This is a genomic window from Pseudomonas sp. W5-01 (assembly GCF_046540435.1).
GTDB lineage: Bacteria > Pseudomonadota > Gammaproteobacteria > Pseudomonadales > Pseudomonadaceae > Aquipseudomonas > Aquipseudomonas graminis_B.
This window is the reverse complement of sequence record NZ_JAXCIP010000009.1, coordinates 57737-83751: the sequence shown is the minus strand read 5'-3', so window position 1 is coordinate 83751 and position 26015 is coordinate 57737. Positions and strand designations below refer to the sequence as shown.

Here is a 26015-nt window from a genome sequence, read left to right as displayed (position 1 = left end):
CTTCTCCCGGTCAGACGAGGGTTGGAGGCGAGGCCTTACGCCAGGTTTTTACACAGTCACGTGCAGACGAACGTCGACGTTGCCGCGTGTGGCGTTGGAGTAAGGGCAGACCTGGTGGGCTGCATCGACCAGCGCCTGGGCTTCGGCTTGTTCAAGGCCCGGCAGGCTGATGTGCAGGTCGATGTCCAGACCGAAACCGCCAGGGATCTGGCCGATGCCGACGTGGGCAGTGATCGACGCGTCAGCCGGGATGGTTTTCTTGCTCTGGCCGGCGACGAATTTCAGTGCGCCGATGAAGCAGGCCGAGTAGCCGGCAGCAAACAGTTGCTCTGGGTTGGTGGCTTCGCCGCCAGCGCCGCCCAGTTCTTTCGGGGTGGCCAGTTTGACGTCGAGAATTTTGTTGTCGGAAACAGCGCGGCCATCACGGCCACCGGTTGCGGTTGCGACTGCAGTGTAGAGCGCTTGCATGGTAATTCCTCACGTGCTGATGGGTTGAATAGCGTTGAATGAATCAGGGTCTGCTTTGCGCTAAAGTTTTGTGCGCTAAGCAAGTGAGGTGAAATGTACTGCGCCAATGTTTAGTGCGCAAGATAAATTTTCGGGATTTTTGAGGTGAGTCGATGAAGGGGGCCGATCAGAGGCTCTCGTGCAGATTCCCGCGCAGGGCCAGTAGGTCTTTCTGCAGGGCTTTGAGCTGCTCAAGGTTGATGCCGCTGGCGGCGAGAATGCATTGCGGAACGCTCTGGGCCTTTGTGTGCAACGCCTTTCCTTGGTCGGTCAGGGTCAGCAGCACGACGCGTTCATCTTCCTTGCTGCGGGTCCGGCGGATCAGGCCTTCGGCTTCCAGTCGTTTCAGCAGCGGCGTCAGCGAGCCCGGATCGGTCAGCAGGCGCGTGCTCACTTCTCCGACGGTCAGGCCGTCGCGCTCCCACAACACCAGCATCGCCAGGTATTGCGGGTAGGTCAGGTTCAGCGCCTGCAGCAGCGGCTTGTACACCTTGGTCATCATCAGCGACGTCGAGTACAGGGCGAAACACAGCTGGTTGTCCAGCAGCAGCGCGTCGCAGCTGCCAGCGCCAGCCTTTTGGGATGGCTCGTTGGCGTTCATGGGTGTCCCTCGCTCGGTCAGTAATGGTCGGTAATTTAGTACCCAGATGTTTAATGCACCAGATAATTTCGGTAATGGCTGGGCGTGTAGCTTTCTATCGATCGGCGGCAGGCGCCGACAATGCTGTGAATCGGTGGTACACCCTGGAATCGTCAACGCGGATTTCCTCGACGGCGCTGACTGCGTAGCATGCGCGCTGAAATCGGATCAGAGGAACGCCCGTGATTGTCGACGTATTGATGTACCTGCTGCTGGGCGCCGCCATGGGCACACTGGGTGGACTGTTCGGCATTGGCGGCGGGCTGGTCGCCATTCCCGCGCTGGGCGTGTTGTTCGGGCTCGATCAGCAACTGGCCCAGGGCACGGCGTTGTTGATGGTGCTGCCCAACGTGCTGCTGGCGCTGTGGCGTTACAACCAGCGCAATCGGGTGTCGGTGCGCCATGCGCTGATGCTCATCGTGCCCAGTTTCACGATGTCCTGGCTGACCTCGCTGTGGGCGGTGCGCGTTGACCCGCAAAGCATGCGCCTGGGCTTCGTCGGGTTTCTCATCGTGCTGACGCTGTTCAACCTGATCCAGATGGTCTGGCGCAAGGGCACTGCAGGCGCCCAATTGCGCCACACCCGATGGTTGTGGCTGCTGGGCGTGGGCTCGGGCGTCACCGCCGGGCTGTTCGGCGTCGGCGGCGGGGTGATCGCGACACCCATTCTGACCGGCCTGTTTGGCGCAACGCAGGTGGCGGCTCAGGGCCTGGCGCTGGCACTGGCGGCGCCGAGCACCACGATTACCCTGGCCACTTACGCCTTGCACGGGCACGTCGACTGGCTGATGGGCATTCCCCTGGCCATCGGCGGGCTGGCCAGCATCAGCTGGGGCGTCGCCTTGGCGCACAGTTTGCCGGAGCGTACGTTGCGCTCGCTGTTCTGCGGCTTTCTGGTGATCTGCGCGATCATGCTGTGCTTCAAGCTGTGATCTAACAGCCTGAGTCTTTTTACAGCCTGAACCCCTCGGCAATGTGATCGGCCAGGCACTCGGTGATCGGCGACGGGTTGTTGGGGTTGCGCAGCAGCACGATGCTCGCCGACGGCAATTGTGGCAGCCCGTGCTGTTCCCCCAGCACTTCGAGGTCCGAGGTGATCAGGCTTTGCAGCTGTGCCGTCACCGCCAGCCCGGCGCTGACCACCGCCATGATCGCTGACAGGCTCGCGCTGGTGTAGGCCACCCGGAACTCGCGGCCGGACGCCTGTAGCGCGTTGATTGCCCACTGCCGGCAAAAGCAGTCGGTGTTGAACATCGCCAGCGGCATCGGCGTTTGCTCCTGTGGGCAAAAGCCTGCGCCGACGGCCCAGACGAACCGCTCCTGGCGCAGGATCTGGCCGATTTCCTTGCCGGGCTCGCGGGTGACAATGCTCAGGTCCAGGTCCTGGCGTTGCAGCAACTGCGACGAAGACTCGCAATGCACTTCCACCTGCACCAGCGGATAGGCCTGGGCAAAACGCTGCAAAATCCCCGGCAGAAAGCGCATCACGTAATCGTCCGGCGTGCCGATCTTCACCGTGCCGACCATGTGCGGCTCGCGCAGGGTGTTGAACACTTCGCTGTGCAGTTTCAGAATCCGCCGCGCGTAGCCCAGCAGCACTTGGCCTTCCGCCGTGAAGCTGATGGTGCGGCCGTCTTTCAGAAACAACGGGCGCCGCACCACGTCCTCCTCCAGCCGTTTCATTTGCATGCTGACGGCCGACTGCGTGCGATTCACCACCTCGCCCGCCTTGGTGTAACCGCCCTCGTCGGCGATCGCGACAAAGGTGCGCAGCAGTTCGCTGTCGATACTCGGGTAGGTGGTCATGCATCAATCTCCCAGATGCAGTGCATAAGAAACATTCGTTGGATTGATCTTAGGCCCGGCGAGAGAATCTGCCCATCCCCACTGGAGGGCAGGACGATGAAAGGTCAAAAAGGTTATGTACTGGTCGCAAAGCCTCTGTCGCGGGCATTCGCGCTGAAACATTGGTGGAAAGGATTTGTGGCGCAGGTTGCTCGCTGGCGCAGGCTGCATCAGCAGCGCGTCGAACTGGCCACGCTGAGCGATGATGCGCTGAAGGATCTGGGCCTGAGTCGGGCGGATCTCTACGAAGAAATGCAGCGTCCTTTCTGGGATGACCCGATGAAGCGCTGACAGGGCAGCGGATGATCGGTTAGCGTTGGGCACCGCCATGGAGGTTGCAATGCCCGCCGAACTGCCGATCCACCCGCCACTTTCCCTCAAGCACGCGCGCCGGCTGGCGCTGGCCGCCCAGGGCTTCAGCAGTCGCCAGCCGCCTGCGACGATCAAGGCAGCCCACGTCACACAGCTGATCGAACGGCTCGGCGTGCTGCAGATCGATTCGGTCAACGCGCTGGTGCGATCGCACTACTTGCCGCTCTTTTCCCGGCTCGGCCCTTACCCGCGCACGTTGCTGGAACAGGCGGCATGGGGCCAGGGTCGGCAGCGCAAGCTGTTCGAATACTGGGGCCACGAGGCGTCGTTGCTGCCCCTCGAACTGTATCCGATGATGCGCTGGCGAATGCAGCGCGCGGCCCAGGGAGAGGGCATTTATCAGCAACTGGCCAAGTTCGGCCGCGAGCAGCAAACCACCATCGCCCGGGTGTTACAGACCGTTCGCGAGCAGGGCGCGTTGGGTGCGGGCAGTATCAGCACCCGACAGGATCGCGCCGGGCCGTGGTGGGACTGGAGCGCCGAAAAGCATGCGCTGGAGTGGCTCTTTGCAGCGGGTGAGGTCACGGTCGCCGGCCGTCGCGGTTTCGAGCGGTTGTACGATTTGCCCGAGCGCGTTCTGCCCTCGGCGATCGTCTGTCACCCCGATATTGGCGAATCCGACGCACAGCGCGGTTTGCTGCTGCATGCGGTCAAAGCGCTGGGCGTCGCTACCGAAAAGGACGTGCGCGATTATTTCCGGCAGGACCCGGCCCCGGCGAAGCGCGGGTTGGCAGAGCTGGTGGAGGAGGGCGCGGTTCAACGGGTTAAGGTGCAGGGCTGGAAGCAACCGGCGTATACGCTTCCTGGTCTGACGGTGCCGCGCAAGGTGGCGGCCAGCGCGTTGCTGTCGCCTTTCGATTCCTTGATCTGGGAGCGGGCGCGCACCGAGCGGCTGTTCGATTTCCACTACCGTCTGGAGATCTACACCCCCGCGCACAAGCGGATTTACGGCTATTACGTGCTGCCGTTTCTGCACAACGAACGCATCGCCGCGCGCATCGACCTGCGTGCTGAACGGGCGGCAGGGCGTCTGGCGGTCCATGGGGTTCACGAAGAGCAACCCGGACTGGATGACGAAGGCATGCACGCCCTGGCGATGCACCTGCGGCAACTGGCAAGCTGGCTGGAACTGCCGCACGTGCTGATCAACTGCCAGCGCGCCAGTGCGGCGCGCTTGCGGGAGGCGTTTGTGGCCAGCGGCTTCGATCACCTGTAATGAAATGTAGATTCTAGGGTCTGACATCCGACGCTTTCCCGGCTAAAGCCAGTCCTACAGAAAACGGCGCGCCGTTAGTAGGACCGGCTTCAGCCGGGAAGGGGCCATGGCAGTCAGACGCAGCCCCCCTACCGACGCACCTGCTTCAACGTCTCGGCGATCAAAAACGCCAGCTCCAGCGACTGATCGGCATTCATCCGCGGATCACAGTGGGTGTGGTAACGGTCCGACAAGCCATCTTCGGTAATCGGACGCGCGCCGCCGATGCATTCGGTGACGTTCTGTCCGGTCATCTCGATGTGGATGCCCCCGGCGTAGGTCCCTTCGGCCTGATGGACCTGGAAGAACTGCTTCACTTCCGCAAGGATCTGGGCGAAGTCGCGGGTCTTGTAACCGCTGCTGGCCTTGATGGTGTTGCCATGCATCGGGTCCGAACTCCACAGCACCTTCTTGCCTTCGCGCTCCACTGCACGGATCAGCCCCGGCAAATGGTCGCCGACCTTGTTGGCGCCCATGCGCGCAATCAGGTTCAAGCGTCCCGGGTCGTTGTCCGGGTTGAGGATGTCGATCAGGCGGATCAGGTCGTCGGTGTTCATGCTCGGCCCGACCTTGACGCCGATCGGGTTCTTCACGCCGCGCAGGAATTCCACATGGGCGCCGTCCAGCTGCCGTGTGCGGTCGCCGATCCACAGCATGTGTGCCGAGCAATCGTAGAAATCATTCGTCAGGCTGTCGCGACGGACGAAGGCTTCTTCGAAATTCAGCAGCAGCGCTTCGTGGGCGGTGAAGAAACTGGTTTCGCGCAATTGCGGCGAGGTGTCCATGCCGCAGGCGCGCATGAAGGCCAGGGTCTCGTCGATGCGATCGGCGAGCTGGCTGTATTTGTCCGACAGCGCCGAGTTGGCGATGAAATCCAGGTTCCACTTGTGCACTTGATGCAGGTCGGCAAAACCGCCCTGGGCGAAAGCGCGCAGCAGATTGAGGGTCGCGGTGGACTGGTGATACGCCTGCAGCAGGCGATCAGGGTCGGGCACGCGGCTCTTCTCGTCGAAACCGATGCCGTTGACGATGTCGCCGCGGTACGCCGGCAAGGTCACGCCATCTATCGTCTCGTCGTTGGACGAGCGCGGCTTGGCGAATTGCCCGGCCATGCGCCCGACCTTGACCACCGGACAACCGGCTGCAAACGTCATGACGATCGCCATTTGCAGCAGCACCTTGAAGGTGTCGCGGATTTTCGCCGCCGAGAATTCGAAGAAACTCTCCGCGCAATCGCCACCCTGCAGCAGGAACGCCCGGCCCTCGGTGACCTCGGCAAACTGTCGGCGCAGCTCGCGTGCTTCCCCGGCAAACACCAGCGGCGGGTAGCTGGCAAGGGTCTGTTCGACACGGCGAACGTGCTCGGCGTCCGGGTATTGAGGTTGCTGCTGGATAGGCAGGTTCCGCCAGCTGTCGGGGCTCCAGGGTTGGCTCATGTTGAACTCGAAGTCAGTGCGATCGGACAGGCATGTTAGCAGCTCGCTCCGAGAATTTGCGTGACCTGCGGGGAGTGATTCGCCGACAATCCGCGCCTTTGCGGGCCGCTTTCAGCTCCCTTTTGCACGCCAGGCCCGGTGCGCGGCTACGTCGATCGCTGAGCGCGGCGATGCTAATCCCTGCGGGCGCTATCCCGAATCACTCTGACCATGGGCACGAGAACAGCAATGACCGAGGAACGCGTAGAGCACGTGTTGGCCGAAGTTCACGACGAATTCGGCAAAATCCGCGTACTTGAAGTGGCCGATTACCGCTTCCTGGAGTTCGGTGACGCCATCGAACAGAGTTGCACGTTCACGGCTGATCCGGCCTGGCTCGAATACGACTACACCCGCGCCATGTTCATTGGCGCCCTGTGCCATCCCGCCCCGGAAAGCGCGCTGTTCATGGGCCTTGGTGCGGGCACGCTGACCCAGGCGTGCCTGAAGTTCCTCCCCCTCGACGACGTCGAAGCCATCGAACTGCGCCCCGATGTGCCGCGTCTGGCCATGGAGTACATGGGCCTGCAGGACGATCCCCGGCTGTACGTGCGCATCGGCGACGCCCTCGACCTGCTGCCGACCGCCGAAGACGCTGACCTGATTTTCGTCGATCTCTACACCGACACCGGCCCTGCCGTGGGCCATCTGGCCTGGGGGTTTCTCGAAAAATGCCAGCAGCGCCTCAACCCCGGCGGCTGGCTGATCATCAACCAGTGGGCGTCGGACGATGGCAAACCACTTGGGGCGGCGCTGCTGCGCGGCCTTTATCACCGGCATTACTGGGAATTGCCGGTGAAGGAGGGCAACGTCATCCTTATCGTCCCCGCTGACCTCGATCAGACGCTGGACATTGACGCCCTCACCCAGCGCGCCGAGAGCCTCGCGCCGCAACTGGGCTATTCGCTGTTGCCGCTGATCAAGACGCTGCGGCCTGCGACGTGATCAGCATCCCCGTTCAGCCGGCTCTGTCAGCAAACTCTGATTAGCAGCCTTTGAACACCGGGGTGCGTTTTTCCATCATCGCCTGCAGGCCTTCCTTGGCGTCTTCGCTGTCGAGCACCCGCCGGACCAGCGCCGGCAACGCCTTCGCCGCGACGCTTTCACCCTCGAGCACAGCCTGACGCGCGGACTCCAGGGTGGTGCGGACTCCCAGGGGTGCCCGGTCGGCGATGTGCCGGGCCAGGCGCAACGCCGAGGGCAGTAGGTCTTCCGGGGCCATCACCTCCTGCACCAGGCCCATGCGGCAGGCTTCGTGGGCGTCGAATTCATCGCCCGTCAGCAGCCAGCGCATGGCATTGCCCCAGCCCGCGATCTGGTGCAGCCGCAGGGTCGCGCCACCAAAGGCGAAAATGCCGCGCTGCACTTCCAGATGGGCGAAGCGGGCGTTGCTCGCGCACAGGTTGATATCAGCGGCGAGCATCAGCTCGATGCCCAGGGTCAGGCACCAGCCCTGGGCCGCGACGATCACCGGCTTGCTGACCCGCGGACCGACCGACAGACCCCAGGGATCGTAACCGCCGGGCGGGAGCGTCCAGCCTTCTCTCAGTGCCGGGCCGGCCTTGGCCAGATCGAGCCCGCCTGTGAAATGGTCGCCGTGGGCAAACACCACCGCGACCCGCGCCTGGTCGTTACGCTCGAACTCCCCGTAGGCCAGGCTCAGCTGGTTGAGCATATCCAGGTCGAAGGCGTTGCGTTTTGCGGCGCGGTCCAGGCCGATGAGCATGATTGCGCCGCGCTGTTCCCGGCTGACGTGGCCTTTGATCGAAGAGGTCATGTCGCTGTTTCCTGCAGATGAGGAGAAAGGGAGGGTGGGGTGTCGCACTGTCTGGGTGAATCGTTTAAGCTCTGCCCGCTACCGATACCGGGCACATGAAAAGTAGACACTGACGCAGCTTTGCGCAAAGCCTGTGACAGTTGGCCGCAAGGGGCTGATTAGCGAAAAAAATCCTCACTTATTTCAGCATTTCCGGTATAGTGCGCGCCGGCCTTTCATAGGGCCCTCGTCACGGTATGGGTTCGCGAAGCCATCTTCTCGAACCGGTTCGGTCACGAACCACCCATGACGATCCATTCATCAATACGTTTTCGCAAATCCCCGCCGACAAAGCAGCCAGGGTGACTCTAGGGTCTTACACGGCACGCGCAGCTTTGAAGCATGGGTCTTTGCGGATGCACTCAGAGGCAGACCCATGACCCAGGAAACCGGCGGCTTCGCCGCTCTTAACCTTCACCCGACAATTGTTGCAGCTGTAGTAGCCACCGGCTACGAAGAGCCTTCGGCCATCCAGCAGCAATCGATTCCAATCATCCTCGCCGGTCACGACATGATCGGCCAGGCGCAGACAGGTACCGGTAAAACCGCCGCCTTCGCTCTGCCCATCCTGAGCCTGATCGACCCGGCGAAACGCGAGCCGCAAGCGCTGATCCTCGCGCCGACTCGTGAGCTGGCCCTGCAAGTGGCCACGGCGTTCGAAACCTACGCCAAGCAAATGCCGGGCGTGACCGTTGTGGCTGTCTACGGCGGCGCGCCGATGGGCCCACAGCTGAAAGCCATTCGCAACGGCGCTCAGATTGTCGTCGCCACCCCGGGTCGTCTGTGTGACCACCTGCGTCGTGACGAGAAAGTCCTTGCCACCGTGAACCACCTGGTTCTCGACGAAGCCGACGAAATGCTCAAGCTGGGCTTCATGGATGACCTCGAAGTCATCTTCAAGGCCATGCCTGAAACCCGTCAGACCGTGCTGTTCTCGGCGACCCTGCCGCAGTCGATCCGCGCGATCGCCGAGCGTCACCTGAAAGACCCGAAGCACGTCAAGATCCAGAGCAAGACCCAGACCGTTACCGCGATCGAGCAGGCTCACCTGCTGGTTCACGCTGACCAGAAGACCTCTGCCGTACTGAGCCTGCTGGAAGTCGAAGATTTCGACGCCCTGATCATGTTCGTGCGCACCAAACAGGCCACTCTGGATTTGGCCAGCGCCCTTGAAGCCAAAGGCTACAAGGCTGCTGCGCTGAACGGCGACATCGCCCAGAACCAGCGTGAACGCGTCATCGACTCCCTCAAGGATGGCCGTCTGGACATCGTTGTTGCGACTGACGTTGCTGCCCGTGGTCTGGACGTTCCGCGCATCACTCACGTGTTCAACGTTGATATGCCGTACGACCCGGAAGCCTACGTTCACCGTATCGGCCGTACTGGTCGTGCCGGTCGCGAAGGTCGCGCCCTGTTGCTGGTCACCCCGCGTGAGCGTCGCATGCTGCAAGTGATCGAGCGCATGACCGGTCAGAAAATCGCCGAAGTCCGCCTGCCGGACTCCCAGGCCGTTCTCGATGCCCGCATCAAGAAACTGACCAACAGCCTGTCGCCGCTGGTCGCTGATGCCGAAGCAAGCCATGGCGAACTGCTGGACCGCCTGACTGCCGACATCGGTTGCACCCCGCGTGCCCTGGCCGCTGCTCTGCTGCGCAAGGCCACCAACGGTCAGGCGCTGACCCTGGGCGCGATCGAGAAAGAACGCCCACTGGTGCCGAACAACGCGCCACGTGGTGATCGTCCGGAGCGTCCAGCTGGCGACCGTCCTGATCGTGGCGACCGCGAACGTCGTGCCCCGGTGCCGTTGGCCGAAGGCCGTGCTCGCTGCCGTACCGCGCTGGGTGCCCGTGACGGCATCGCTGCGAAAAACCTGTTGGGCGCCATCCTCAACGAAGGTGGCCTGGCTCGTGAAGCAATCGGTCGCATCCAGGTGCGTGACAGCTTCAGCCTCGTCGAACTGCCGGAAGACGGTCTCGAGCGCCTGCTGGCCAAGCTGAAAGACACCCGCGTTGCCGGCAAGCAGCTGAAGCTGCGTCGCTATCGTGAGGACTGATCCGCTCTTGAGCTGATCGTCTGAATAAAAAATCCCCGACTGGTTCGGGGATTTTTTTTGCGTGGGATTTGGGGGCTAGTACTGCGTTTGGATGACTATTTGAAGGGGACTGATTTATTTACAACTATTTGTATATTTGAAGGGGACTGATTTATTTACAACGCTTCACCGTAAATTAATCTGTCCCCGTTTTGTCTCTGGCGCCGATCCCATAGACGGAGGGGGAGGCACCAGGCCGAGTGGGTTTTGGTTGGGTAGGACCGGCTTCAGCCGAGAAGGCGTCGGATGCCACACAACTGACCGGGGACAGATTAATTTACGATGAAGCGCTGTAAATAAATCAGTCCCCTATAAGTGGTCCCCTATAAGTGCGCTTCCCGGCTGAAGCCGCTCCACGGGGACAAAACCAGCCCCCTCAACCAAACCGATAGATGTCCATCCCCAACGCACCCATGGTGAAGCCCTGATGCTCAATGCTGAACTGTCCGCCCGCCGCCCGCGCGAAATACAGCGGCAGTATTTGAAGGGCACTTATTTGAAGGGGACTGATTTATTTACAACGCTTCACCGTAAATTAATCTGTCCCCGTTTTGTCTTGGCGCCGATCCCATAGACGGAGGGGGAGGCACCAGGCCGAGTGGGTTTTGGTTGGGTAGGACCGGCTTCAGCCGGGAAGGCGTCGGTTGCCACACAACTGACCGGGGACAGATTAATTTACGATGAAGCGCTGTAAATAAATCAGTCCCCTATAAGTCGAAATAAATCAGTCCCCTATAAGTGCGCTATAAGTGCGCTTCCCGGCTGAAGCCGGTCCACGGGGACAAAACCAACCCCCTCAACCAAACCGATAGATGTCCATCCCCAACGCACCCATGGTGAAGCCCTGATGCTCAATGCTGAACTGTCCGCCCGCCGCCCGCGCGAAATACAGCGGCAGCAGGTGTTCATCGGTCGGGTGGTTGCGCGCGGCGTTGGGTGCCTGATTTCGATAGTCGTGCAGCGCTTCCAGGTCGTCCGCCGCGAGCTTTTCCACCATCCAGTCGCGGAATGCGAGGGCCCAGGGCGTGATGCTCTCAGGTCCCGCCTGCCAGTCCAGCTCGCGCAAATTATGGGTGATGCTGCCAGAGCCGATCAGCAGAACGTTTTCCTCACGCAACCGATTCAGCGCCTGCCCAACGCGTGTCTGCAGGGCAGGGCCCATCCGCGTGGGCAGTGAAACCTGCACGATGGGAATGTCCGCCCGCGGGTACATCAACGACAATGGCACCCAAACCCCATGGTCGAACGGTCGCTCGGTGTTCATGCGCGCCGGCAGGTCAGCCTCTGTCAGCAGTTCCAGCACGCGCTGCGTCAGCTCCGGCATGCCGGACGCCGGGTACTGCACGGCGAAGAGTGCAGGGGGGAAGCCACCGAAGTCATGCCAGGTCTCCGGCTGCGGATTGCCGTTGACCAGCAGCTCGTTGCTTTCCCAGTGCGCCGAGACCATCACGATGGCCTTGGGGCGCGGCAGGGAGGCGGCCAGACGCGCGAGCGCCGGCCCGCTCTCGCCCGGTTCGAGGGCAAGCATGGGCGAGCCGTGGGAAATGAACAGGCTAGGCAGCATTTGCAGTGTCCTGAGCGTATAAGGTGAGTGGCATCATCGGGCAGTGCATCCATCTAAATCTAATATAAGTTTTCGTCCGTTTTGATCGGGATATCAGGAGTGTCTATGGAGCCGCGTTTTTGGCATGAGCGCTGGGCGATCAATCAGATCGGTTTCAATCAGGCGTCTGTGAATCCGCACCTGTTGCGCCTGTGGCCAGAGCTCACCGCCATGCCAGGGGAGCGCGTGCTGGTACCGTTGTGCGGCAAAAGCATCGACATGGTCTGGCTGCTCAACCAGGGGTTTCACGTGGTGGGCGCGGAATTGTCTGAGATAGCGGTGGCCGGCTTCTTCAGCGAGAACGGCTGGCAGCCCACGATTGAAGAGCGTGGCGCGCTCAAGGTCTATCGTGGGGAGGGCTGCGAGATCTGGTGCGGCGACTTCTTTGCCCTCACGCCGGAAGACGTTGGCGACTGCACCGCATTCTACGACCGAGCCGCCCTGATCGCGCTGCCGCCGGACCTGCGCTGGCGTTACGTCAAACAGCTCAATCATCTGTTGTCGAACGATGCCTGCGGCTTGCTGGTGACGCTGGATTACGATCAGTCGTTGATTGCCGGCCCGCCGTTCTCCGTGGATGAGGACGAGGTGCTGCAGTTGCTCTCCCCGGACTGGCGAGTCAAGCGCGTCGCGGATCTGGACGTGCTGGAGGAGGGTGTGAAGTTCAGGCAGGCGGGCGCGACGTCCCTCATGGAATATGCGTATCGGCTGTATCGCCGATAGCGCAGCGCAAAGAAATCAGCACAAAAGAAAAGGGCGACTTCACGTCGCCCTTTCTGGATGCAGCCTCTACACAATCAACCGCGGCGACGAAGCGCCTCGATGCGCTCTTCCAGCGGCGGGTGGCTCATGAACAGCCCGGCCAGGCCGTGCTTCAAACCACCGTTGATACCGAACGCCGTCATGCTTTCGGGCATTTGCACCGGAACGCCCTGTTCCGAACGCAGACGCTGCAGCGCGCTGATCATCGCGCCGGTGCCGGCCAGGCGGGCACCGGCGTCGTCGGCACGGTATTCACGCTTGCGCGAGAACCACATGACGATGGCGCTGGCGAGGAAACCCAGCACGATTTCGGCGAAGATGGTCGCGATGTAGAACGCGATGCCACGGCCTTCTTCGTTCTTGAAGATCACCTTGTCGACGAAGTTGCCGATGATTCGGGCGAAGAACATGACGAAGGTGTTGACCACGCCCTGGACCAGCGCCAGCGTCACCATGTCGCCGTTGGCAACGTGACCGATCTCGTGAGCCAGCACTGCTTTCACTTCATCGGGCGAAAAACGCTCCAGCAGGCCCTGGCTGACCGCGACCAGCGCGTCGTTCTTGTTCCAGCCGGTGGCAAAGGCATTGGCCTCGTAGGCAGGGAAAATACCCACTTCCGGCATCTTGATGCCTGCATCGCGGGACAGTTGTTCCACGGTCTGCAGCAGCCATTGCTCATGACGGGTGCGGGGTTGGGTGATGATCTCGGTGCCTGTGCTCATCTTCGCCATCCACTTGGAGATGAACAGCGAGAACAGCGAACCGGCGAAACCGAACACAGCGCAGAAGATCAGCAGCTGATTGAGGTTCAGATCAACCCCGTTGGCCGCCATGAACCCGTTGAAGCCAAAAAGGCTCAAGGTGATGCTGGCAATCAGCACGACCGCAAGGTTAGTGGCCAAAAACAGCAAAATGCGCATCATGGTTAAGAGTTTCTCCTCGGGAAGAATATGTAACGTACTGCGGGGGTATATAAGGTGATGTCGGGGTGTATTCAACCGGGCGATCATTTCAAACTGTGTCGTTTGCTGTCGCGCTGGCGAAAAGCCTCATCGGCAAGAGGGTGAGGGCGGTGCGACTGGCCCCCGGAACAACAGCAGCCGGCTTGGGGGCGAACCCGGTGAGTCAGACAACATCGTCGTCAATCATCACCAGCGTTCATCCAAAAGCCGGCGCTTGCAGCACGCTGCGTTACTGCTTGTAGGTCTTCAAAAAGTTGCCGATCCGGCCAATGGCCTGCTCCAGATCATCCACACGCGGCAGCGTCACCACGCGGAAATGGTCCGGCCACGGCCAATTGAACGCCGTGCCCTGAACGATCAGCAGCTTTTCCGACAGCAGCAGGTCCAGCGCAAACTTCTCGTCGTTGTGGATCGGGCAGACTTTCGGGTCGATGCGCGGGAAGGCATACAGCGCGCCCATCGGCTTCACGCAGCTCACACCCGGAATATCATTGAGCAATTCCCAGGTCCGGTTGCGCTGCTCCAGCAGACGGCCCGGCGGCAGGATCAGGTCATTGATGCTCTGATAACCACCCAGCGCGGTCTGGATCGCGTGCTGGCTCGGCACATTGGCGCACAGACGCATGTTTGCCAGGATGTCGATGCCTTCGATATAGCTGACCGCGTTGTGCTTGGGCCCGGAAATCGCGATCCAGCCCGAACGGAAGCCCGCCACGCGATAGGATTTCGACAGCCCGTTGAAAGTCAGGCACAGCAGGTCCGGTGCCAGCGAGGCGGTGCAGATGTGCACGGCGTCGTCGTAGAGAATCTTGTCGTAGATTTCGTCGGAGAAGACCACCAGATTGTGCTGACGGGCAATCTCCAGCATCCCCAGCAACACTTCGCGGGAATAAACGGCGCCGGTCGGGTTGTTCGGGTTGATGATCACCATCGCTTTGGTGTTCGGCGTGATCTTGGCCTTCATGTCCTCCAGATCAGGCCACCAGTTGGCCTGCTCGTCGCACAGATAATGCACCGGGTTGCCGCCGGACAGCGCAACGGCGGCGGTCCACAACGGGTAGTCCGGCGCAGGAACCAGCACTTCGTCGCCGTTGTTGAGCAGGGCCTGCATCGACATCACGATCAGTTCCGAGACGCCGTTGCCCAGATAGATGTCTTCGATGCCGACACCTTCGACCTGCTTCTGCTGGTAGTACTGCATCACCGCCTTGCGCGCGCTGAACAGGCCCTTGGAATCGCTGTAACCCTGGGCCATGGGCAGGTTGCGGATGACGTCCTGCAGAATTTCGTCCGGCGCCTCGAAACCAAACGGCGCCGGGTTGCCAATGTTCAGCTTGAGGATGCGATGGCCTTCCTCTTCCAGGCGCTTGGCGTGCTTGAGCACCGGCCCGCGAATGTCGTAGCAGACGTTGGCGAGCTTGTTCGATTTGCTGAACTGCATGGTGATTGGTCCCGAAAAGAGACGGCCCGCTGTAAGAAGAAGCGCGGACCGTTGAGCATGACGCCATCAAAATGGGTTTGTACGCGAGAAACGCGGGTGACAGACTGGCGTCCAACGAAGGCGCAATCATACGTGCCACCCGATCCGTGGAAAAGACACAGATCGGGCTTTTTCATTTACGGAGGTCTACCCGTGGCTAAGCTGGATAAAACCCTTGAAGAATGGAAAGCGATGCTCGATCCCGAGCAGTTCAACGTCTGCCGGCTGAAGGGCACGGAGCGTCCATTCAGCGGCAAATACAACGAGACCAAGACCGACGGCGTTTACCACTGCATCTGCTGCAACGAGCCGCTGTTCGACTCCAAGACCAAGTTCGATTCGGGCTGCGGCTGGCCGAGCTTCTACGCCCCGCTGGAAGGCAGCGCAGTGGTCGAAGTGCGCGACGTCAGTCATGGCATGATTCGCACCGAAGTGGTCTGCAGCAAGTGCGACGCTCACCTCGGCCACGTGTTTCCGGATGGCCCACCGCCTACTGGTCTGCGGTACTGCATCAACTCCGTGTGCCTGGACCTGGTGCCACGCAACGCCTGATGCAGGCCTATCACCGGTAACAATGGGATAGCGCGCCAGACAATGGCGCGCTAGCGTTGCGGTTTACTCAATCGAGGCATCGCTATGAGCGACGAATTGCTGAACATTCCGGTGCAAACGATCAAGGGCGAACAAAAGACCCTGGCTGACTTCGGCGGCAGGGCGCTACTGGTGGTGAATACCGCCAGCAAGTGCGGTTTCACGCCGCAATACAAGGGCCTTGAGGAATTGTGGCAGGGCTACAAGGATCGCGGACTGGTGGTGCTGGGCTTTCCGTGCAACCAGTTCGGCAAGCAGGAGCCTGGCAACGAAGGTTCGATTTCCGACTTTTGCGAACTGAACTACGGGGTGAGTTTTCCGCTGTTCAATAAGATCGACGTCAACGGCAGCCATGCCCACCCGCTGTTCGTGCAGCTCAAGAAGCGCGCGCCGGGCTTGCTCGGTTCGGAAGGCATCAAGTGGAATTTCACCAAGTTCCTGGTAGGCCGCGACGGCAAGCTGGTCAAACGTTACGCCCCACTGACCAAGCCGGAAGACATCAAGGCTGACATCGAAGCGCTGCTGAAGGAACAAGCGGCCGGCTGATCGGTGCAGCGTTTAATGCGGCAGTTCTACCGGGATCCACTGATCCAGCAACGCCATCAATTCCTCGCGACGAAAAGGCTTGGCCAGGTAGTCGCTCATGCCCGCGGCCTTGCAGTGTTCACGCTCTTCCGGCATCGCGTTGGCCGTCAGCGCGATGATCGGCAGACCCGACCAGCGCTCGTTCTCCCGGATTCGTCGCGTCGCGTCATAGCCGTTCATCACCGGCATATTGCAGTCCATCAGCACCAGATCGAAGTGATCCTGCTCAAGCTGCTGCAGGGCTTCGGCGCCATTGCTGCTGACGACCACATCGCAGCCCAGCTTGCCGAGCATGCCTTTCGCCACCAGCTGATTCACCGGGTTGTCCTCCACCAGCAGGATACGCGCCCGATGGGTGGGTGAAGGGTCGCCCTGTTCCTGGCGGATACCTGCCTGACCGTCGGCGTCCAGAATGCGCGCCAGGCTTTGATGCAACACAGTGCGCGAGAGTGGCCGCGCCTGCTGTTGCAGCGGCGCCAGTGCCGCCACCTGCTCGCCGGGCATGAAGTTGCCGTACGCCGTCACCAGCAAGACCGGCACCGTGCACGCTTCTCGGATGGCCACCAGGCATTGCGGGCAATCGCTGATCAGCAAGTCCGCACCGGCATCGGGCGCCGCGCCGTCCGCCAGCGGCTGACAGGTCACGCCCCATTCCGGCAGCAGCCGGCTGAGCATTTCCAGCAACCCGCTGTTCGCGTCACTGGCCACCAGCACTTTGCCCTTGAGCATTGGCCATTTCAGCGCCGGCGTGTGCGCCGGCAGCGGCAGATCCACACGGAAGCGGCTGCCGACGCCCACGGCGGATTCGATACTCAATTGCCCGTTCATGGCATCGGTCAGGTTATGGGTCAGGGTCAGGCCCAAGCCGGTGCCGCCGTACTGCCGGGTGATCGCGGCTTCGGCTTGGGTGAATGGCTGAAAGATCTTCGCCTGGGCGTCCTGGGCGATGCCGATGCCGGTGTCGCACACCTCGATGCGCACGCGGTCGCCATACTGACCCAGCCGCACATCCACACGCCCGGCGCGGGTGAACTTGAGCGCGTTGGAGAGCAGGTTGCTGACGATCTGCCGCACCCGCGTCGGGTCACCCAGCACGGACGCCGGAAAGCGCGGGTCGATCAGGCAGGTCAGCTCGACGTTCGGCGCCGCGTTTTGCGACAGCAGGCTGGCGGTGTCTTCGATCAAGGCGGCCAGGTCGAACGGAATGCGCTCGAGCTCCACCTGACCGGCGTCGAATTTCGACAGGTCGAGAATGTCATTCAGCAGTTCGACCAGCACCTTGCCCGAGTCGTGGGCAATGGACAGCTGCTGGCGCTGCTCTGCGCTGAGCGGGCCATCGAGGGACAACGCCAGCATGCCCAGCAAGCCGTTGAGCGGCGTGCGGATTTCATGGCTCATGTGGGCGAGAAACGCCGAGCGCGCGTGGGCCATGTCCAGCGCCGTGCTGCGCGCAATCTGCAGTTCTTCGTTTGACTGGCTGAGCCGGGCATTGCTGGATTCGAGCTGCTGGGTGCGCGCGGAGACGATGTCTTCCAGCTCGTTGAGGTGATCGGTCAGCCGGTTCTCAGCCTCCCGCCGCTGCGCAAACTCACTGGCAACGCTCTCGAACTGCCGATTGGTGACCGCCACCAACACGCCGATTTCGTCATCTTCGTGGCCGGGTGGGCAGGGCACCGGAGGTTGAACGGGGCTGCGCGGATCACGTTCCGACAGCGCACGGATCATGCCCGTCAGCGGTTTGGTCAACGTGAAATAGAACAGCGCCAGCAGCAGGCCGGCCAGCACCAGGCTGCGCACGAAGCCGTTGACCAGAGTGATGCCGGCGCGCTGCAGAAAATGGTTGCCGAAAGCGAACGTATCGACGTCCAGGTGCAAGGTGCCGATGGACTCATCGGGGATATGGTCCAGGTGCAGCACGTCTTCGAACTGCCGACTCCCGCCGAACAGAAAATCACTGACCATGCGGTAGGCGCTTTTCGCCAGCGGCCGTGATACCGCAGCGAGCTGAACGTTGTTGTTATCGGTCAGCCGCGCGCCGACCACGGCCGGGGAGTGCAGCAGGCCGAGGGTCAGTTCCTGGGCGAGTTCTGCATCCAGGTTGTAGGCAATGCGCGAGGCGGGGTTATGACTGATTTGCAGCAGGGAGCGAATTTCACGATCGATGGACGCGTCTTCGCTGGCATAATCGAGCGCAATTTGAGACAGACTGAGCAGCGTGCCCAATACAAAGCCGATCAGCACAGTCAATCGGGCCTGTTTGAATGACAGCCGGTGGGTGATCGCTATATCCATAAAAGGCACTGTCACTTCTTGTGTCCGTCGCGTGGCAAGCATAGCTGATCGCGGCCACGCGTTAACCCGTTAAATCAAGGAGAAACCGTGGATTCTCGATTGAACGCATTTCTGGAGCGCGCCGAGTCGGTACTGGCGCGTCTCGAACCTCTCTTGCCTGCCGTTCGGCAGCCCGTGGACTGGGAAACGACCCTGGCCGCGCGCTGGGTCCACGAAGGTCGCGGCGGTTACCTGATGCCACTGGACGTCACGCTGGACATGCGCCTGTCCGACCTCATCGGCGTTGACCGCCAGCGTGAGCAACTGGGCCGCAATACGCAGCAGTTCATCGACGGCCTGCCCGCCAACCACGCGCTGCTCTGGGGTTCACGTGGGACGGGCAAGTCGTCGCTGGTCCGGGCGTTGCTGGCCGAGCACGCGAAGGCCGGTCTGCGCCTGATCGAGATCGAGCGCGACCACTTGGGCGATCTGCCGCGCGTGGTCGAGCAACTGCAGAAGTCACCCCAGCGTTTCGTATTGTTCTGCGACGACCTGTCGTTCGAATCCGGCGAAGGCGACTACCGGGTGCTCAAGAGCGTGCTCGATGGCTCGCTGGAACAGGCGCCTGACAATGTCCTGCTGTACGCCACCTCCAACCGCCGGCATTTGGTGCCTGAGAAGGAGAGCGACAACGCTCACTGGCAGCGCGGTGACGACGGCGAGATTCACCCGAGTGAAGCCGTCGAAGACAAGATCGCGCTGTCCGACCGCTTCGGCCTTTGGCTGTCGTTCTATCCGTTCACTCAGGAGCATTTTCTGGATGTGGTGGAGCACTGGATCGGCGAGCTGGCGATCAGGGCCGGCCTGCAATGGCAGCGCGATGAAGCGCTCGAGATTCACGCCGTGCGCTGGGCAACCGGCCGTGGCAACCGCAACGGCCGTTGCGCGTATCAGTTCGCCCGTTACTGGGTTGGTTTGAAAATGCTGGAGCAAGACGCATGATCGATTTGAATTCCGCAGGGGAGGGCCTTGATGGCTACCGCCTGCTCGCTGCACAACTGGAATCCTTGCTGGCGGATGAGCGCGACTTCATCGCCAACGCCGCGCAGTTCTCGGCCTTCCTTTATACCCAGCTCGACGACCTGAACTGGGCAGGCTTCTACCTCAACCGCAACGAAGAGCTGGTGCTGGGTCCGTTTCAAGGCCAGATCGCCTGCGTGCGCATTCCGTTCGGCAGGGGCGTGTGCGGTACGGCGGCACAAAGCCGCGAAACCCAGCGCGTGGTCGATGTCCATGAGTTTCCTGGCCACATCGCCTGCGACAGCGCTTCCAATAGCGAATTGGTCGTGCCACTGGTGAAGGATGGACAGCTGATCGGGGTTCTGGATCTGGACAGCCCGAGCGTCGGGCGCTTTAACGAGGAAGATCAGGCGGGGATTGAACGGCTGGCGGCGATTTTCCTGAATTCGACCGATTGCTGATGTGAAGCCCCGACGCACCGCTTGGCGCGGTGCGTCGGTGTCGAGCCATCAGTCGTAGATGGCTTTCTTTTTCCACTCTGCCTCGGCGTCCACGACGCGCAACCCTTCGGTCAGCTCGTTGTTGTCGTCTTCGGTCGGTGCAATGGTGTCCAGCACCATGGAGTTCGCCTTGGCCAATTGCCGCTCCATGGCCTGCAAGTGGCTTTTCCACGGCGCGGGTTCAGGCTGGTTTTTCAGGTACTGAACGCCACGCTCGAAGGCCAGACGCGCCTGACCGGGCTGTTCCTGACTCATCGCGTGCTGGCCCAGGTTGTTGAAAAACTCGATGTGCAGCAGCACCAGCAAGTTGCGGATCTCGCGAATCCATTGCTTGGCTTCGGACGTTTGCAGGAAACCGTCGTGGGCCGCTCGCGTCACCTGGCCGTGCATGGCTTCCAGCAGAAAGCGCACGTCCTTGGCCTTGGCTTCGGTTTGAATCGGGCTGGGCGGGTTGCTGACGGTGATCGCGTCGCCCTGCGCTACCAGGGCTTCCAGTTCAGACTGGCGCTCCTGAAGATTCGGGTTGTTCCTTTTTTCCAGAGCGAGCAGGCGCTTGACCACGTTCAGCTCCAGCCGAACCAGCAGCAGCTTCAACTGTGGCGTCATCAACTGACCGGGGAAGGTTTCGGACAGCTCGCTGCAGCGGCGTAGCCGGTCGTTGAGCTCGACCATGCTGCGCGCGCGCTCGACCTTTTTGCCTTCTGCGACATGATTCAGATAGCCCACCGCAATGAGGAGCACGATGCCTGCTACAACCAAGAAGGTGATAAAGAGTGGTGTCACCGCACAAGCCTCAATCAAGTAATTTGCGCGAGTGTAGTGGCTATCCACTATCGCGGGAAGGTGGTCCTGTCACTCCGCCTGATATTGCCCATGGCGGCTGACACGTGTGTATCGGCCGTCCTTTGCCTAAATAGAGGGCGAAGTCATTGATTTGAATATATTTTCACTGAGGGGTTGACGACCCCTATATCCATCCATAGAATGCGCGCCACTTGCAGCGTAAAGCACACAGCAGAGCGTAGCAGGGAGTGAATGTTGTAGCGTGTCCCCTTCGTCTAGTGGCCTAGGACACCGCCCTTTCACGGCGGTAACAGGGGTTCGAGTCCCCTAGGGGACGCCATTGCGGGAATAGCTCAGTTGGTAGAGCACGACCTTGCCAAGGTCGGGGTCGCGAGTTCGAGTCTCGTTTCCCGCTCCATTTTTAAGCAGCTTTGCTTTCGGGCGAAGTTGAGTGAAACCAGGAAGCGTCTTCGGATGTGTTTCTGGAACTGGAACACAACACCATGGTGTTCCAGGCTGTGTCCCCTTCGTCTAGTGGCCTAGGACACCGCCCTTTCACGGCGGTAACAGGGGTTCGAGTCCCCTAGGGGACGCCATTTGCGGGAATAGCTCAGTTGGTAGAGCACGACCTTGCCAAGGTCGGGGTCGCGAGTTCGAGTCTCGTTTCCCGCTCCAAATTCTCAAAAGCGCCGCTCAACAGAGCGGCGTTTTTGTGTGTGCGGGATTTACAACGCACACGCGCCTCAAATCGATTTTGTTCTGCACATTCCACAGGCTTCCAAATTAGCCCGCTCCCTTAGCGCGCAGCTTGGGGATTGTTCTGACTGGCAGCTTGCTCGGCTGATGGCTCGGCGGCCAGGCGGATGGCATTGAAATCCGGGTCGAAGCCATGGGACACGTCGACGTGTTTGTTGAGGATGCCTTCGCGCTGGTAGATGTCCGCCGTATTCTGCAAGCCCTTGATGACGCCGTCATCGATGCTCACGCGTTCCATTTTAGTGTCCTGGTTGACGGCCAGATGCACGGCCAACGGCAGGCCGGTGACCTTGGTCTGGGCGGCGGCGTATTCGGCCGGGTGGGCGTTGGCCCAGCGGTAGGCGCGGTCGAGGCGCACCACGAAATCGTCCAGTTGCACGCGCTTGTCGGCGATGGCCTTGCTGGTGGCGGCGAGATAGGAATGGTTGGTCAGCAGGTCCGGCCCGTTGGGCAGAATCCGCGCGCCGTTCTGCGTGGCGACGGTGGTGTAGGGCGCCCACGTGGCCCAGGCGTCAGCGTCGCCGTTGTCGAGGATCAGCCGCGACTCGCTGGGTAACAGGTAAACGAAGTTCACGTCGCTGGTCTTCAGGCCGGCTTCGTTCAGCGCGCGAATCGCCAGGTAATGACCAATGGAGCCGCGACCGGTGACGATGCGCTTGCCTTTGAGGTCCGCAACCGAATGGACCGGCGAGTCATTGCGCACAATCAGCGCAGTCGTGTAGCGCCCACTGACGTGGGTAATGCTGATGACCTTCAACGCCGCACCGGCGCCCAGCGCAAAGACATACGGCGCGTCGCCCAGCGCGCCGACGTCGACGGCCCCCGCGTTCAGGGCTTCACCTAATGGCGACGCCGAGGGAAATTCGGAAAACTTGATCTCGTAGGGTACGTCCTTCAGCTCGCCGGACACCTCCAGCAGCACCTTCAGCGCGGACTTCTGGTTGGCGACGAGCAGCGGCTGGAGTTGCTCGGCGGCCTGTGTGGTCTGGCTGAATGATAATGCGAGCAGTGCGCCGAGTATCACGTGTCGGGCGCGGAGCAGGGGAGTGAAAGGGGCGGACATGGTGCGTCTCTCCAGGCATGAAAAAGGGTTCTCGGCCTCCGCCTGGAGAAGGGGTTGGCAAGGGGATTGACCATATGCCGATAAGAAATGGAATAGAAGTATCTTTTGGTTATATGCTAATTATGTACTTTTGTGATTATCTGGCTTGACTCTATAAATATATTGCATAGATATATTAAGGCAATGCGTTTTTTGCAGGAGCGGTTGCCCGTGAGTTGGCGGGCGTGCTTGCTGAATTTTCAGCGACTGGAACGCCGTTTTCGTCAGCAAGCTCACTCCTACAAGGGGAGGGAATGCAGCGTGGCTCAGATCACATAAAACCCGTGGGTCCCGTCGCGGCCCAATTGCTCGACCAGTCCATACTCCCAATCCAGATACGCCTGCATCGCCTCACGCGGCGCATCAGTGCCTTCATAAGGCCGGCGGTAGCGGTCAATGCGCGGGGAGGCCAGATGGCTCTCGCCGTGCTCAAGCTCAAAGCCTGCAGCCACCCAACTGGCGGTACCGTCTTTCAGCACAAACACCGGCTTGCCGGTCAGCGCTTCGACCTCCGGCACGGCCAGCCGCGCGAGTTTGCTGCTGCCGCAAGTGAGCACGTAACGCTCGGCCACCGGTGTGTTTTGCAGCGCGTTGGCGAGGTCGGCACGCAGTGTCCACCAGGCGCCGGGAATATGCTGCTTGACGTAGTGGGCGCTGGCAGTGAAATCCAGCACCGCCGCGCCACCGTGTTCGCGCCACTCGCGTAATGTCTGCGCGCTGATCTCCTCGACCTGCGGCGCGGGCGGACTCGGCGCGTTCCAGGCGCCTTCTTCGCTGAAATCCTCTGGGCGCAGGTCGTCCACCACGAACACCTCCCAGCCCAGTTGCGCGAGCCACGAAGCAGACATGTTTGCGCGCACGCCGTCGTCATCCAGCAACACGATCCGCGCGCCGCGCACGCTGGCGTAATGGTCAGTCTCCTGCACCAGCTGGCCGCCCGGCGTCGAACGGGCACCGGGCACATGGCCGGCTTCGAATTCTTCCGGCGTGCGCACATCGAACAGGTACGTCGTGCGAGTCGTCTCGGCCTGCCAGACCGGCAAGTCCCCGCGGCTGGCGCGTTTCACTCGCGCTTTGTCCGCCACGTTGCGCGCATCCGCCCGAGCGACTTCCCGGGTTGCATCACTGACCGGCGGGAAGCGCAGGGATTTCCCATGGTCCAGGGTCTGGCCGGCCAACAGCCAGCCAATCGTGCCATTGCGCAGGGCGGAAATCGGGTTGGGCAGGCCTGCATTCACCAGCGACTGGGTGCCAATGATGCTGCGCGTACGACCGGCGCAGTTGACGATGATTCGGGTCTTGGGATCGGGTGCCAGTTCGCGCGCGCGCAGCACCAGTTCGGCGCCGGGCACACTGACCCCGGAGGGAATGCTCATCGTCTGGTATTCATCGAACCGCCGCGCATCCAGTACCACCACGTCGGCCTTGGCGTCGAGCAACTGCTTGACCTCTTCGGCGGCCAGCGACGGCGTGTGGCGATGGTGCTCCACCAGTTCGCCGAACGCCTTGCTCGGCACATTGACGTCGATGAACACCTCGCCGCCGGCGTCGCGCCAGCCCTGCAATCCGCCTTCAAGCAGCTTGACGTCGCTGTAACCCAGGCCCTGAAAGCGCTGTAAGGCGCGTTCGGCCAGACCCTCGCCGTTGTCGTACACCGTCACGGCGGTGTCGCGACGGGGGATGCGCGCGAGCACTTCCAGTTCCAGCTTCGACAAAGGGATGTTGGCGGCGAACAGCGGATGAGCTTCGGCGAAGGGAGCTTCTTCGCGGACATCGACCAGCGCGACTTCTTCATGGGCGAGCAGGGCGCGGCGGATGTCGGCGCAGGAACGGGTGTTATGGCTCATTGGGCTTGGTTCTCTTCGGACAGATCCCAGATGTTCGGGAGCAAGGCGTTGGAATAACCCGAGATGAATAGCTTTTCGCTACCATCGGGCTGGTAAACGGCGCGCTTCACGGCGCCAATGTTGGCACCGTAGACATGAATGCTGACCGACACCTGATCGTCGAAGGCATTCCTGACCTGATGAATGTCGTTGCTACGCGGGGACAGGGCCTCGACATGGCCGGGCTCCAGGCGGATCGCCGGGCCTTCCTGTTCGAGTCGGCCATCGGCGCTGCGGGCGAACCCCTGGGAATACTCCGCCCCGCGCAGCATGCCGATCAAGCCCCAGACGCGGTGGTCGTGAATCGGCGTGCTCTGGCCCGGTCCCCACACAAAGCTGACGACCGAAAACCGCTGCCGTGAGTCGGCGTGCAACAGAAACTGTTGATAGCGCGTCGGATCGGGAGTGGCGAACTCTTCCGGCAGCCAGTCGTCATAACGGACCAGTTGCCCCAGCAGCTTGCCACCCCGGGAGAGCAGGTCGCCTTCCCCCGGATGGCTGTCGATCAGCTCGGCCAGCGCGCCGATAAACGCCCTGAGTCGTTTAGGGTGTCGGGTGTGGGTCATGTCGGCTCCGGACAAAGAAGTATGATCAATATAAGCATAATTGAGCCGCCTAATATGCGATTCATTGATGATTAGGTTATAACCAAAACGTAGCTGATAACTGACTCACAGGTTGCTGGCCGTTCTGTGGCTAAACAGAGGCTATCTACAGCCTTCTGTGGCGATTATGATTTTTGCCTATCTTATTTCCCTTATTCCATGTGCGATCCGAATGAAAATTGATGACATCGATGCTTTCGTGGCGGTCATTCGCTGCCAGTCAATCAGCCATGCCGCTGAATCCCTGGACTTGACCCAGCCGGCCATCACGCGCCGGGTGCAGAATTTCGAGCAGGCACTGGGCGTCGAGTTGTTCGACCGTAATACCAAGCCGCTCAAGCCCACGGCAATGGGCAATCAGGTCTATCAGAAATGCCTGGCGATCCTGCGGGAAATGGACTCGTTACGCGAACTCGTTGCCAGCGACACGCCGCCCACCGGATTGCTCAGACTGGGCGTGCCGCAAACCATCGGCGACGTCGTGCTGCTGGATGCGCTGAAACACCTGCGCGGGCAATTTCCCGACCTGCGCGCCCAAGTGATTACCGGCTGGGGCAGCCACCTGATTGGCAAAATCGAGAACGGCGAACTGGACGCAGCGGCGGCGCTGTTCCCTGCGGGCAAGATCTTCCCCGAAGGCATCGTTGGCGAGTCCATCGGCAAGATGGAGCTGGTGGTGGTCTGCGCCAAGAGCGCGCTGCCGAAAAAGCCGGTGAAACTGGCCGACTGCTACGCGCTGGGCTGGGTGCTCAACCCCGACGGCTGCGGTTTCCGTGCCGGGCTGCAACGCACCTTGGCTGACCAGGGGTTGAGCCTGAAGGTCAATCTGGAAACCTTCGGCACCGAGCTGCAACTGGGGCTGGTCGCCGACGGCATGGGCCTGGGTCTTGTGCCGCATCCATTGCTGGAGCGCAGCGTCCACCGCGATTCACTGGTGGTCATGCCGCTCAAGGATTTCAAGCCGGTGATGGATCTGTGGCTGATCTACCCGCGCTTCCTCGGCAACTTGCAGGCGCCGGTGGCGTCCTTCGGTAGCGTGGTGGCGCATGCGCTGGAGCAGGAGCGGGATGCGGCTTGAGGGCTGTGACGGTTTCGGCCTGAAGGAGA

24 protein-coding genes, 4 tRNA genes and 1 pseudogene are annotated in these 26015 nt (G+C 61.3%); 15 read left to right on the top strand and 14 right to left on the bottom strand.

All coding sequences use genetic code 11. The features are described 5' to 3' along the window. Window positions 1-48: 48 nt before the first annotated feature. Both SLW75_RS23770 and SLW75_RS23765 read right to left on the bottom strand, forming a co-directional pair. Window positions 49-468 (bottom strand): organic hydroperoxide resistance protein, encoded by a 420-nt coding sequence (locus SLW75_RS23770; RefSeq protein ID WP_065993050.1) that lies wholly within the window; start codon window positions 466-468, stop codon window positions 49-51. A 166-nt stretch (window positions 469-634) separates the two neighbouring features. Next, window positions 635-1108, bottom strand: coding sequence for a MarR family winged helix-turn-helix transcriptional regulator (locus SLW75_RS23765; RefSeq protein WP_192133725.1), 474 nt, complete (start codon window positions 1106-1108; stop codon window positions 635-637). A 239-nt stretch (window positions 1109-1347) separates the two neighbouring features. Here SLW75_RS23765 and SLW75_RS23760 point away from each other — a divergent pair, with 239 nt between their 5' ends. Next, window positions 1348-2079: a sulfite exporter TauE/SafE family protein gene (locus SLW75_RS23760; RefSeq protein WP_141695274.1), complete on the top strand. Its 732-nt coding sequence runs from the start codon at window positions 1348-1350 to the stop codon at window positions 2077-2079. A gap of 19 nt (window positions 2080-2098) precedes the next feature. Here the strand turns inward: SLW75_RS23760 and SLW75_RS23755 are convergent, their stop codons facing one another. Continuing rightward, window positions 2099-2953, bottom strand: coding sequence for a LysR substrate-binding domain-containing protein (locus SLW75_RS23755; protein WP_065993052.1), 855 nt, complete (start codon window positions 2951-2953; stop codon window positions 2099-2101). 96 nt (window positions 2954-3049) lie between these two features. On the opposite strand from SLW75_RS23755, the gene SLW75_RS23750 reads away from it, so the two are divergent. Both SLW75_RS23750 and SLW75_RS23745 read left to right on the top strand, forming a co-directional pair. Next, on the top strand, window positions 3050-3283 hold the full coding sequence (locus SLW75_RS23750) for a DUF1127 domain-containing protein (RefSeq protein WP_410935609.1): 234 nt from the start codon (window positions 3050-3052) through the stop codon (window positions 3281-3283). A 49-nt stretch (window positions 3284-3332) separates the two neighbouring features. Further along, window positions 3333-4580, top strand: a complete 1248-nt coding sequence (locus tag SLW75_RS23745; RefSeq protein WP_410935608.1) for a winged helix-turn-helix domain-containing protein — start codon at window positions 3333-3335, stop codon at window positions 4578-4580. 128 nt (window positions 4581-4708) lie between these two features. Here SLW75_RS23745 and SLW75_RS23740 read toward each other — a convergent pair whose 3' ends face one another. Then, the gene (locus SLW75_RS23740) at window positions 4709-6055 is read right to left on the bottom strand and encodes a class II 3-deoxy-7-phosphoheptulonate synthase (RefSeq protein ID WP_065993057.1); all 1347 of its coding nucleotides are present in this window, start codon (window positions 6053-6055) and stop codon (window positions 4709-4711) included. 228 nt (window positions 6056-6283) lie between these two features. Between SLW75_RS23740 and SLW75_RS23735 the strand changes: the two genes are divergently transcribed. After that, window positions 6284-7039 (top strand): spermidine synthase, encoded by a 756-nt coding sequence (locus SLW75_RS23735; protein WP_065993059.1) that lies wholly within the window; start codon window positions 6284-6286, stop codon window positions 7037-7039. A 40-nt stretch (window positions 7040-7079) separates the two neighbouring features. Here SLW75_RS23735 and SLW75_RS23730 read toward each other — a convergent pair whose 3' ends face one another. Further along, window positions 7080-7871, bottom strand: coding sequence for a crotonase/enoyl-CoA hydratase family protein (locus SLW75_RS23730; RefSeq protein WP_410935607.1), 792 nt, complete (start codon window positions 7869-7871; stop codon window positions 7080-7082). A 415-nt stretch (window positions 7872-8286) separates the two neighbouring features. Here SLW75_RS23730 and SLW75_RS23725 point away from each other — a divergent pair, with 415 nt between their 5' ends. Beyond that, complete coding sequence (locus SLW75_RS23725; protein ID WP_065993064.1) at window positions 8287-9963, top strand: DEAD/DEAH box helicase; 1677 nt, start codon at window positions 8287-8289, stop codon at window positions 9961-9963. 415 nt (window positions 9964-10378) lie between these two features. On the opposite strand, the pseudogene SLW75_RS23720 reads toward SLW75_RS23725, so the two are convergent. Together SLW75_RS23720 and SLW75_RS23715 are read right to left on the bottom strand one after the other, a co-directional pair. Then, a pseudogene (locus SLW75_RS23720) lies at window positions 10379-10483 on the bottom strand (dioxygenase); the annotation flags it as partial. A 315-nt stretch (window positions 10484-10798) separates the two neighbouring features. Next, on the bottom strand, window positions 10799-11566 hold the full coding sequence (locus tag SLW75_RS23715; RefSeq protein ID WP_410935606.1) for a DODA-type extradiol aromatic ring-opening family dioxygenase: 768 nt from the start codon (window positions 11564-11566) through the stop codon (window positions 10799-10801). Window positions 11567-11671: 105 nt separating this feature from the next. Here SLW75_RS23715 and SLW75_RS23710 point away from each other — a divergent pair, with 105 nt between their 5' ends. After that, on the top strand, window positions 11672-12328 hold the full coding sequence (locus SLW75_RS23710; RefSeq protein WP_410935605.1) for a thiopurine S-methyltransferase: 657 nt from the start codon (window positions 11672-11674) through the stop codon (window positions 12326-12328). Window positions 12329-12402: 74 nt separating this feature from the next. Here the strand turns inward: SLW75_RS23710 and htpX are convergent, their stop codons facing one another. Both htpX and SLW75_RS23700 read right to left on the bottom strand, forming a co-directional pair. Beyond that, complete coding sequence (gene htpX, locus SLW75_RS23705; protein WP_037011815.1) at window positions 12403-13290, bottom strand: protease HtpX; 888 nt, start codon at window positions 13288-13290, stop codon at window positions 12403-12405. A 268-nt stretch (window positions 13291-13558) separates the two neighbouring features. After that, on the bottom strand, window positions 13559-14770 hold the full coding sequence (locus SLW75_RS23700; protein ID WP_065993069.1) for a pyridoxal phosphate-dependent aminotransferase: 1212 nt from the start codon (window positions 14768-14770) through the stop codon (window positions 13559-13561). 192 nt (window positions 14771-14962) lie between these two features. Here SLW75_RS23700 and msrB point away from each other — a divergent pair, with 192 nt between their 5' ends. Then, complete coding sequence (gene msrB, locus SLW75_RS23695; RefSeq protein ID WP_065993070.1) at window positions 14963-15361, top strand: peptide-methionine (R)-S-oxide reductase MsrB; 399 nt, start codon at window positions 14963-14965, stop codon at window positions 15359-15361. Between the two features lie 84 nt (window positions 15362-15445). Beyond that, a complete protein-coding gene (locus tag SLW75_RS23690; RefSeq protein ID WP_065993071.1) occupies window positions 15446-15946 on the top strand; it encodes a glutathione peroxidase in 501 nt (166 codons plus the stop codon). 12 nt (window positions 15947-15958) lie between these two features. Here the strand turns inward: SLW75_RS23690 and SLW75_RS23685 are convergent, their stop codons facing one another. After that, window positions 15959-18277, bottom strand: coding sequence for a response regulator (locus SLW75_RS23685; protein ID WP_410935673.1), 2319 nt, complete (start codon window positions 18275-18277; stop codon window positions 15959-15961). 87 nt (window positions 18278-18364) lie between these two features. Between SLW75_RS23685 and SLW75_RS23680 the strand changes: the two genes are divergently transcribed. Continuing rightward, a complete protein-coding gene (locus SLW75_RS23680; RefSeq protein ID WP_065993074.1) occupies window positions 18365-19258 on the top strand; it encodes an ATP-binding protein in 894 nt (297 codons plus the stop codon). Further along, window positions 19255-19737 carry a GAF domain-containing protein gene (locus SLW75_RS23675; RefSeq protein ID WP_065993077.1) on the top strand — a complete coding sequence of 161 codons (483 nt, stop codon included), beginning with the start codon at window positions 19255-19257 and terminating at the stop codon, window positions 19735-19737. Before SLW75_RS23680 ends, SLW75_RS23675 begins: the two co-directional genes overlap by 4 nt. Window positions 19738-19785: 48 nt before the next feature. Here the strand turns inward: SLW75_RS23675 and SLW75_RS23670 are convergent, their stop codons facing one another. Continuing rightward, window positions 19786-20559: a hypothetical protein gene (locus SLW75_RS23670; protein ID WP_065993078.1), complete on the bottom strand. Its 774-nt coding sequence runs from the start codon at window positions 20557-20559 to the stop codon at window positions 19786-19788. A 264-nt stretch (window positions 20560-20823) separates the two neighbouring features. On the opposite strand from SLW75_RS23670, the gene SLW75_RS23665 reads away from it, so the two are divergent. From SLW75_RS23665 to SLW75_RS23650, 4 genes are all read left to right on the top strand, one after another. Then, window positions 20824-20899, top strand: a tRNA-Glu gene (locus tag SLW75_RS23665). Window positions 20900-20901: 2 nt separating this feature from the next. Then, window positions 20902-20977, top strand: a tRNA-Gly gene (locus SLW75_RS23660). 102 nt (window positions 20978-21079) lie between these two features. Next, a tRNA-Glu gene (locus tag SLW75_RS23655) sits at window positions 21080-21155 on the top strand. Window positions 21156-21158: 3 nt separating this feature from the next. Further along, a tRNA-Gly gene (locus SLW75_RS23650) sits at window positions 21159-21234 on the top strand. A gap of 121 nt (window positions 21235-21355) precedes the next feature. On the opposite strand, the gene SLW75_RS23645 is transcribed toward SLW75_RS23650, so the two are convergent. The 3 genes from SLW75_RS23645 to SLW75_RS23635 all read right to left on the bottom strand — a co-directional run bounded on the left by SLW75_RS23645 (window position 21356) and on the right by SLW75_RS23635 (window position 24869). After that, complete coding sequence (locus tag SLW75_RS23645; protein ID WP_410935604.1) at window positions 21356-22378, bottom strand: ABC transporter substrate-binding protein; 1023 nt, start codon at window positions 22376-22378, stop codon at window positions 21356-21358. A 305-nt stretch (window positions 22379-22683) separates the two neighbouring features. Further along, window positions 22684-24264 (bottom strand): rhodanese-related sulfurtransferase, encoded by a 1581-nt coding sequence (locus tag SLW75_RS23640; protein ID WP_410935603.1) that lies wholly within the window; start codon window positions 24262-24264, stop codon window positions 22684-22686. After that, window positions 24261-24869: a cysteine dioxygenase gene (locus SLW75_RS23635; protein ID WP_410935602.1), complete on the bottom strand. Its 609-nt coding sequence runs from the start codon at window positions 24867-24869 to the stop codon at window positions 24261-24263. Before SLW75_RS23635 ends, SLW75_RS23640 begins: the two co-directional genes overlap by 4 nt. A 211-nt stretch (window positions 24870-25080) precedes the next feature. On the opposite strand from SLW75_RS23635, the gene SLW75_RS23630 reads away from it, so the two are divergent. Continuing rightward, entirely contained in the window at window positions 25081-25986 is a 906-nt protein-coding gene (locus tag SLW75_RS23630; RefSeq protein ID WP_410935601.1) for a LysR family transcriptional regulator, read from the top strand. The last annotated feature ends 29 nt before the right edge of the window (window positions 25987-26015 follow it).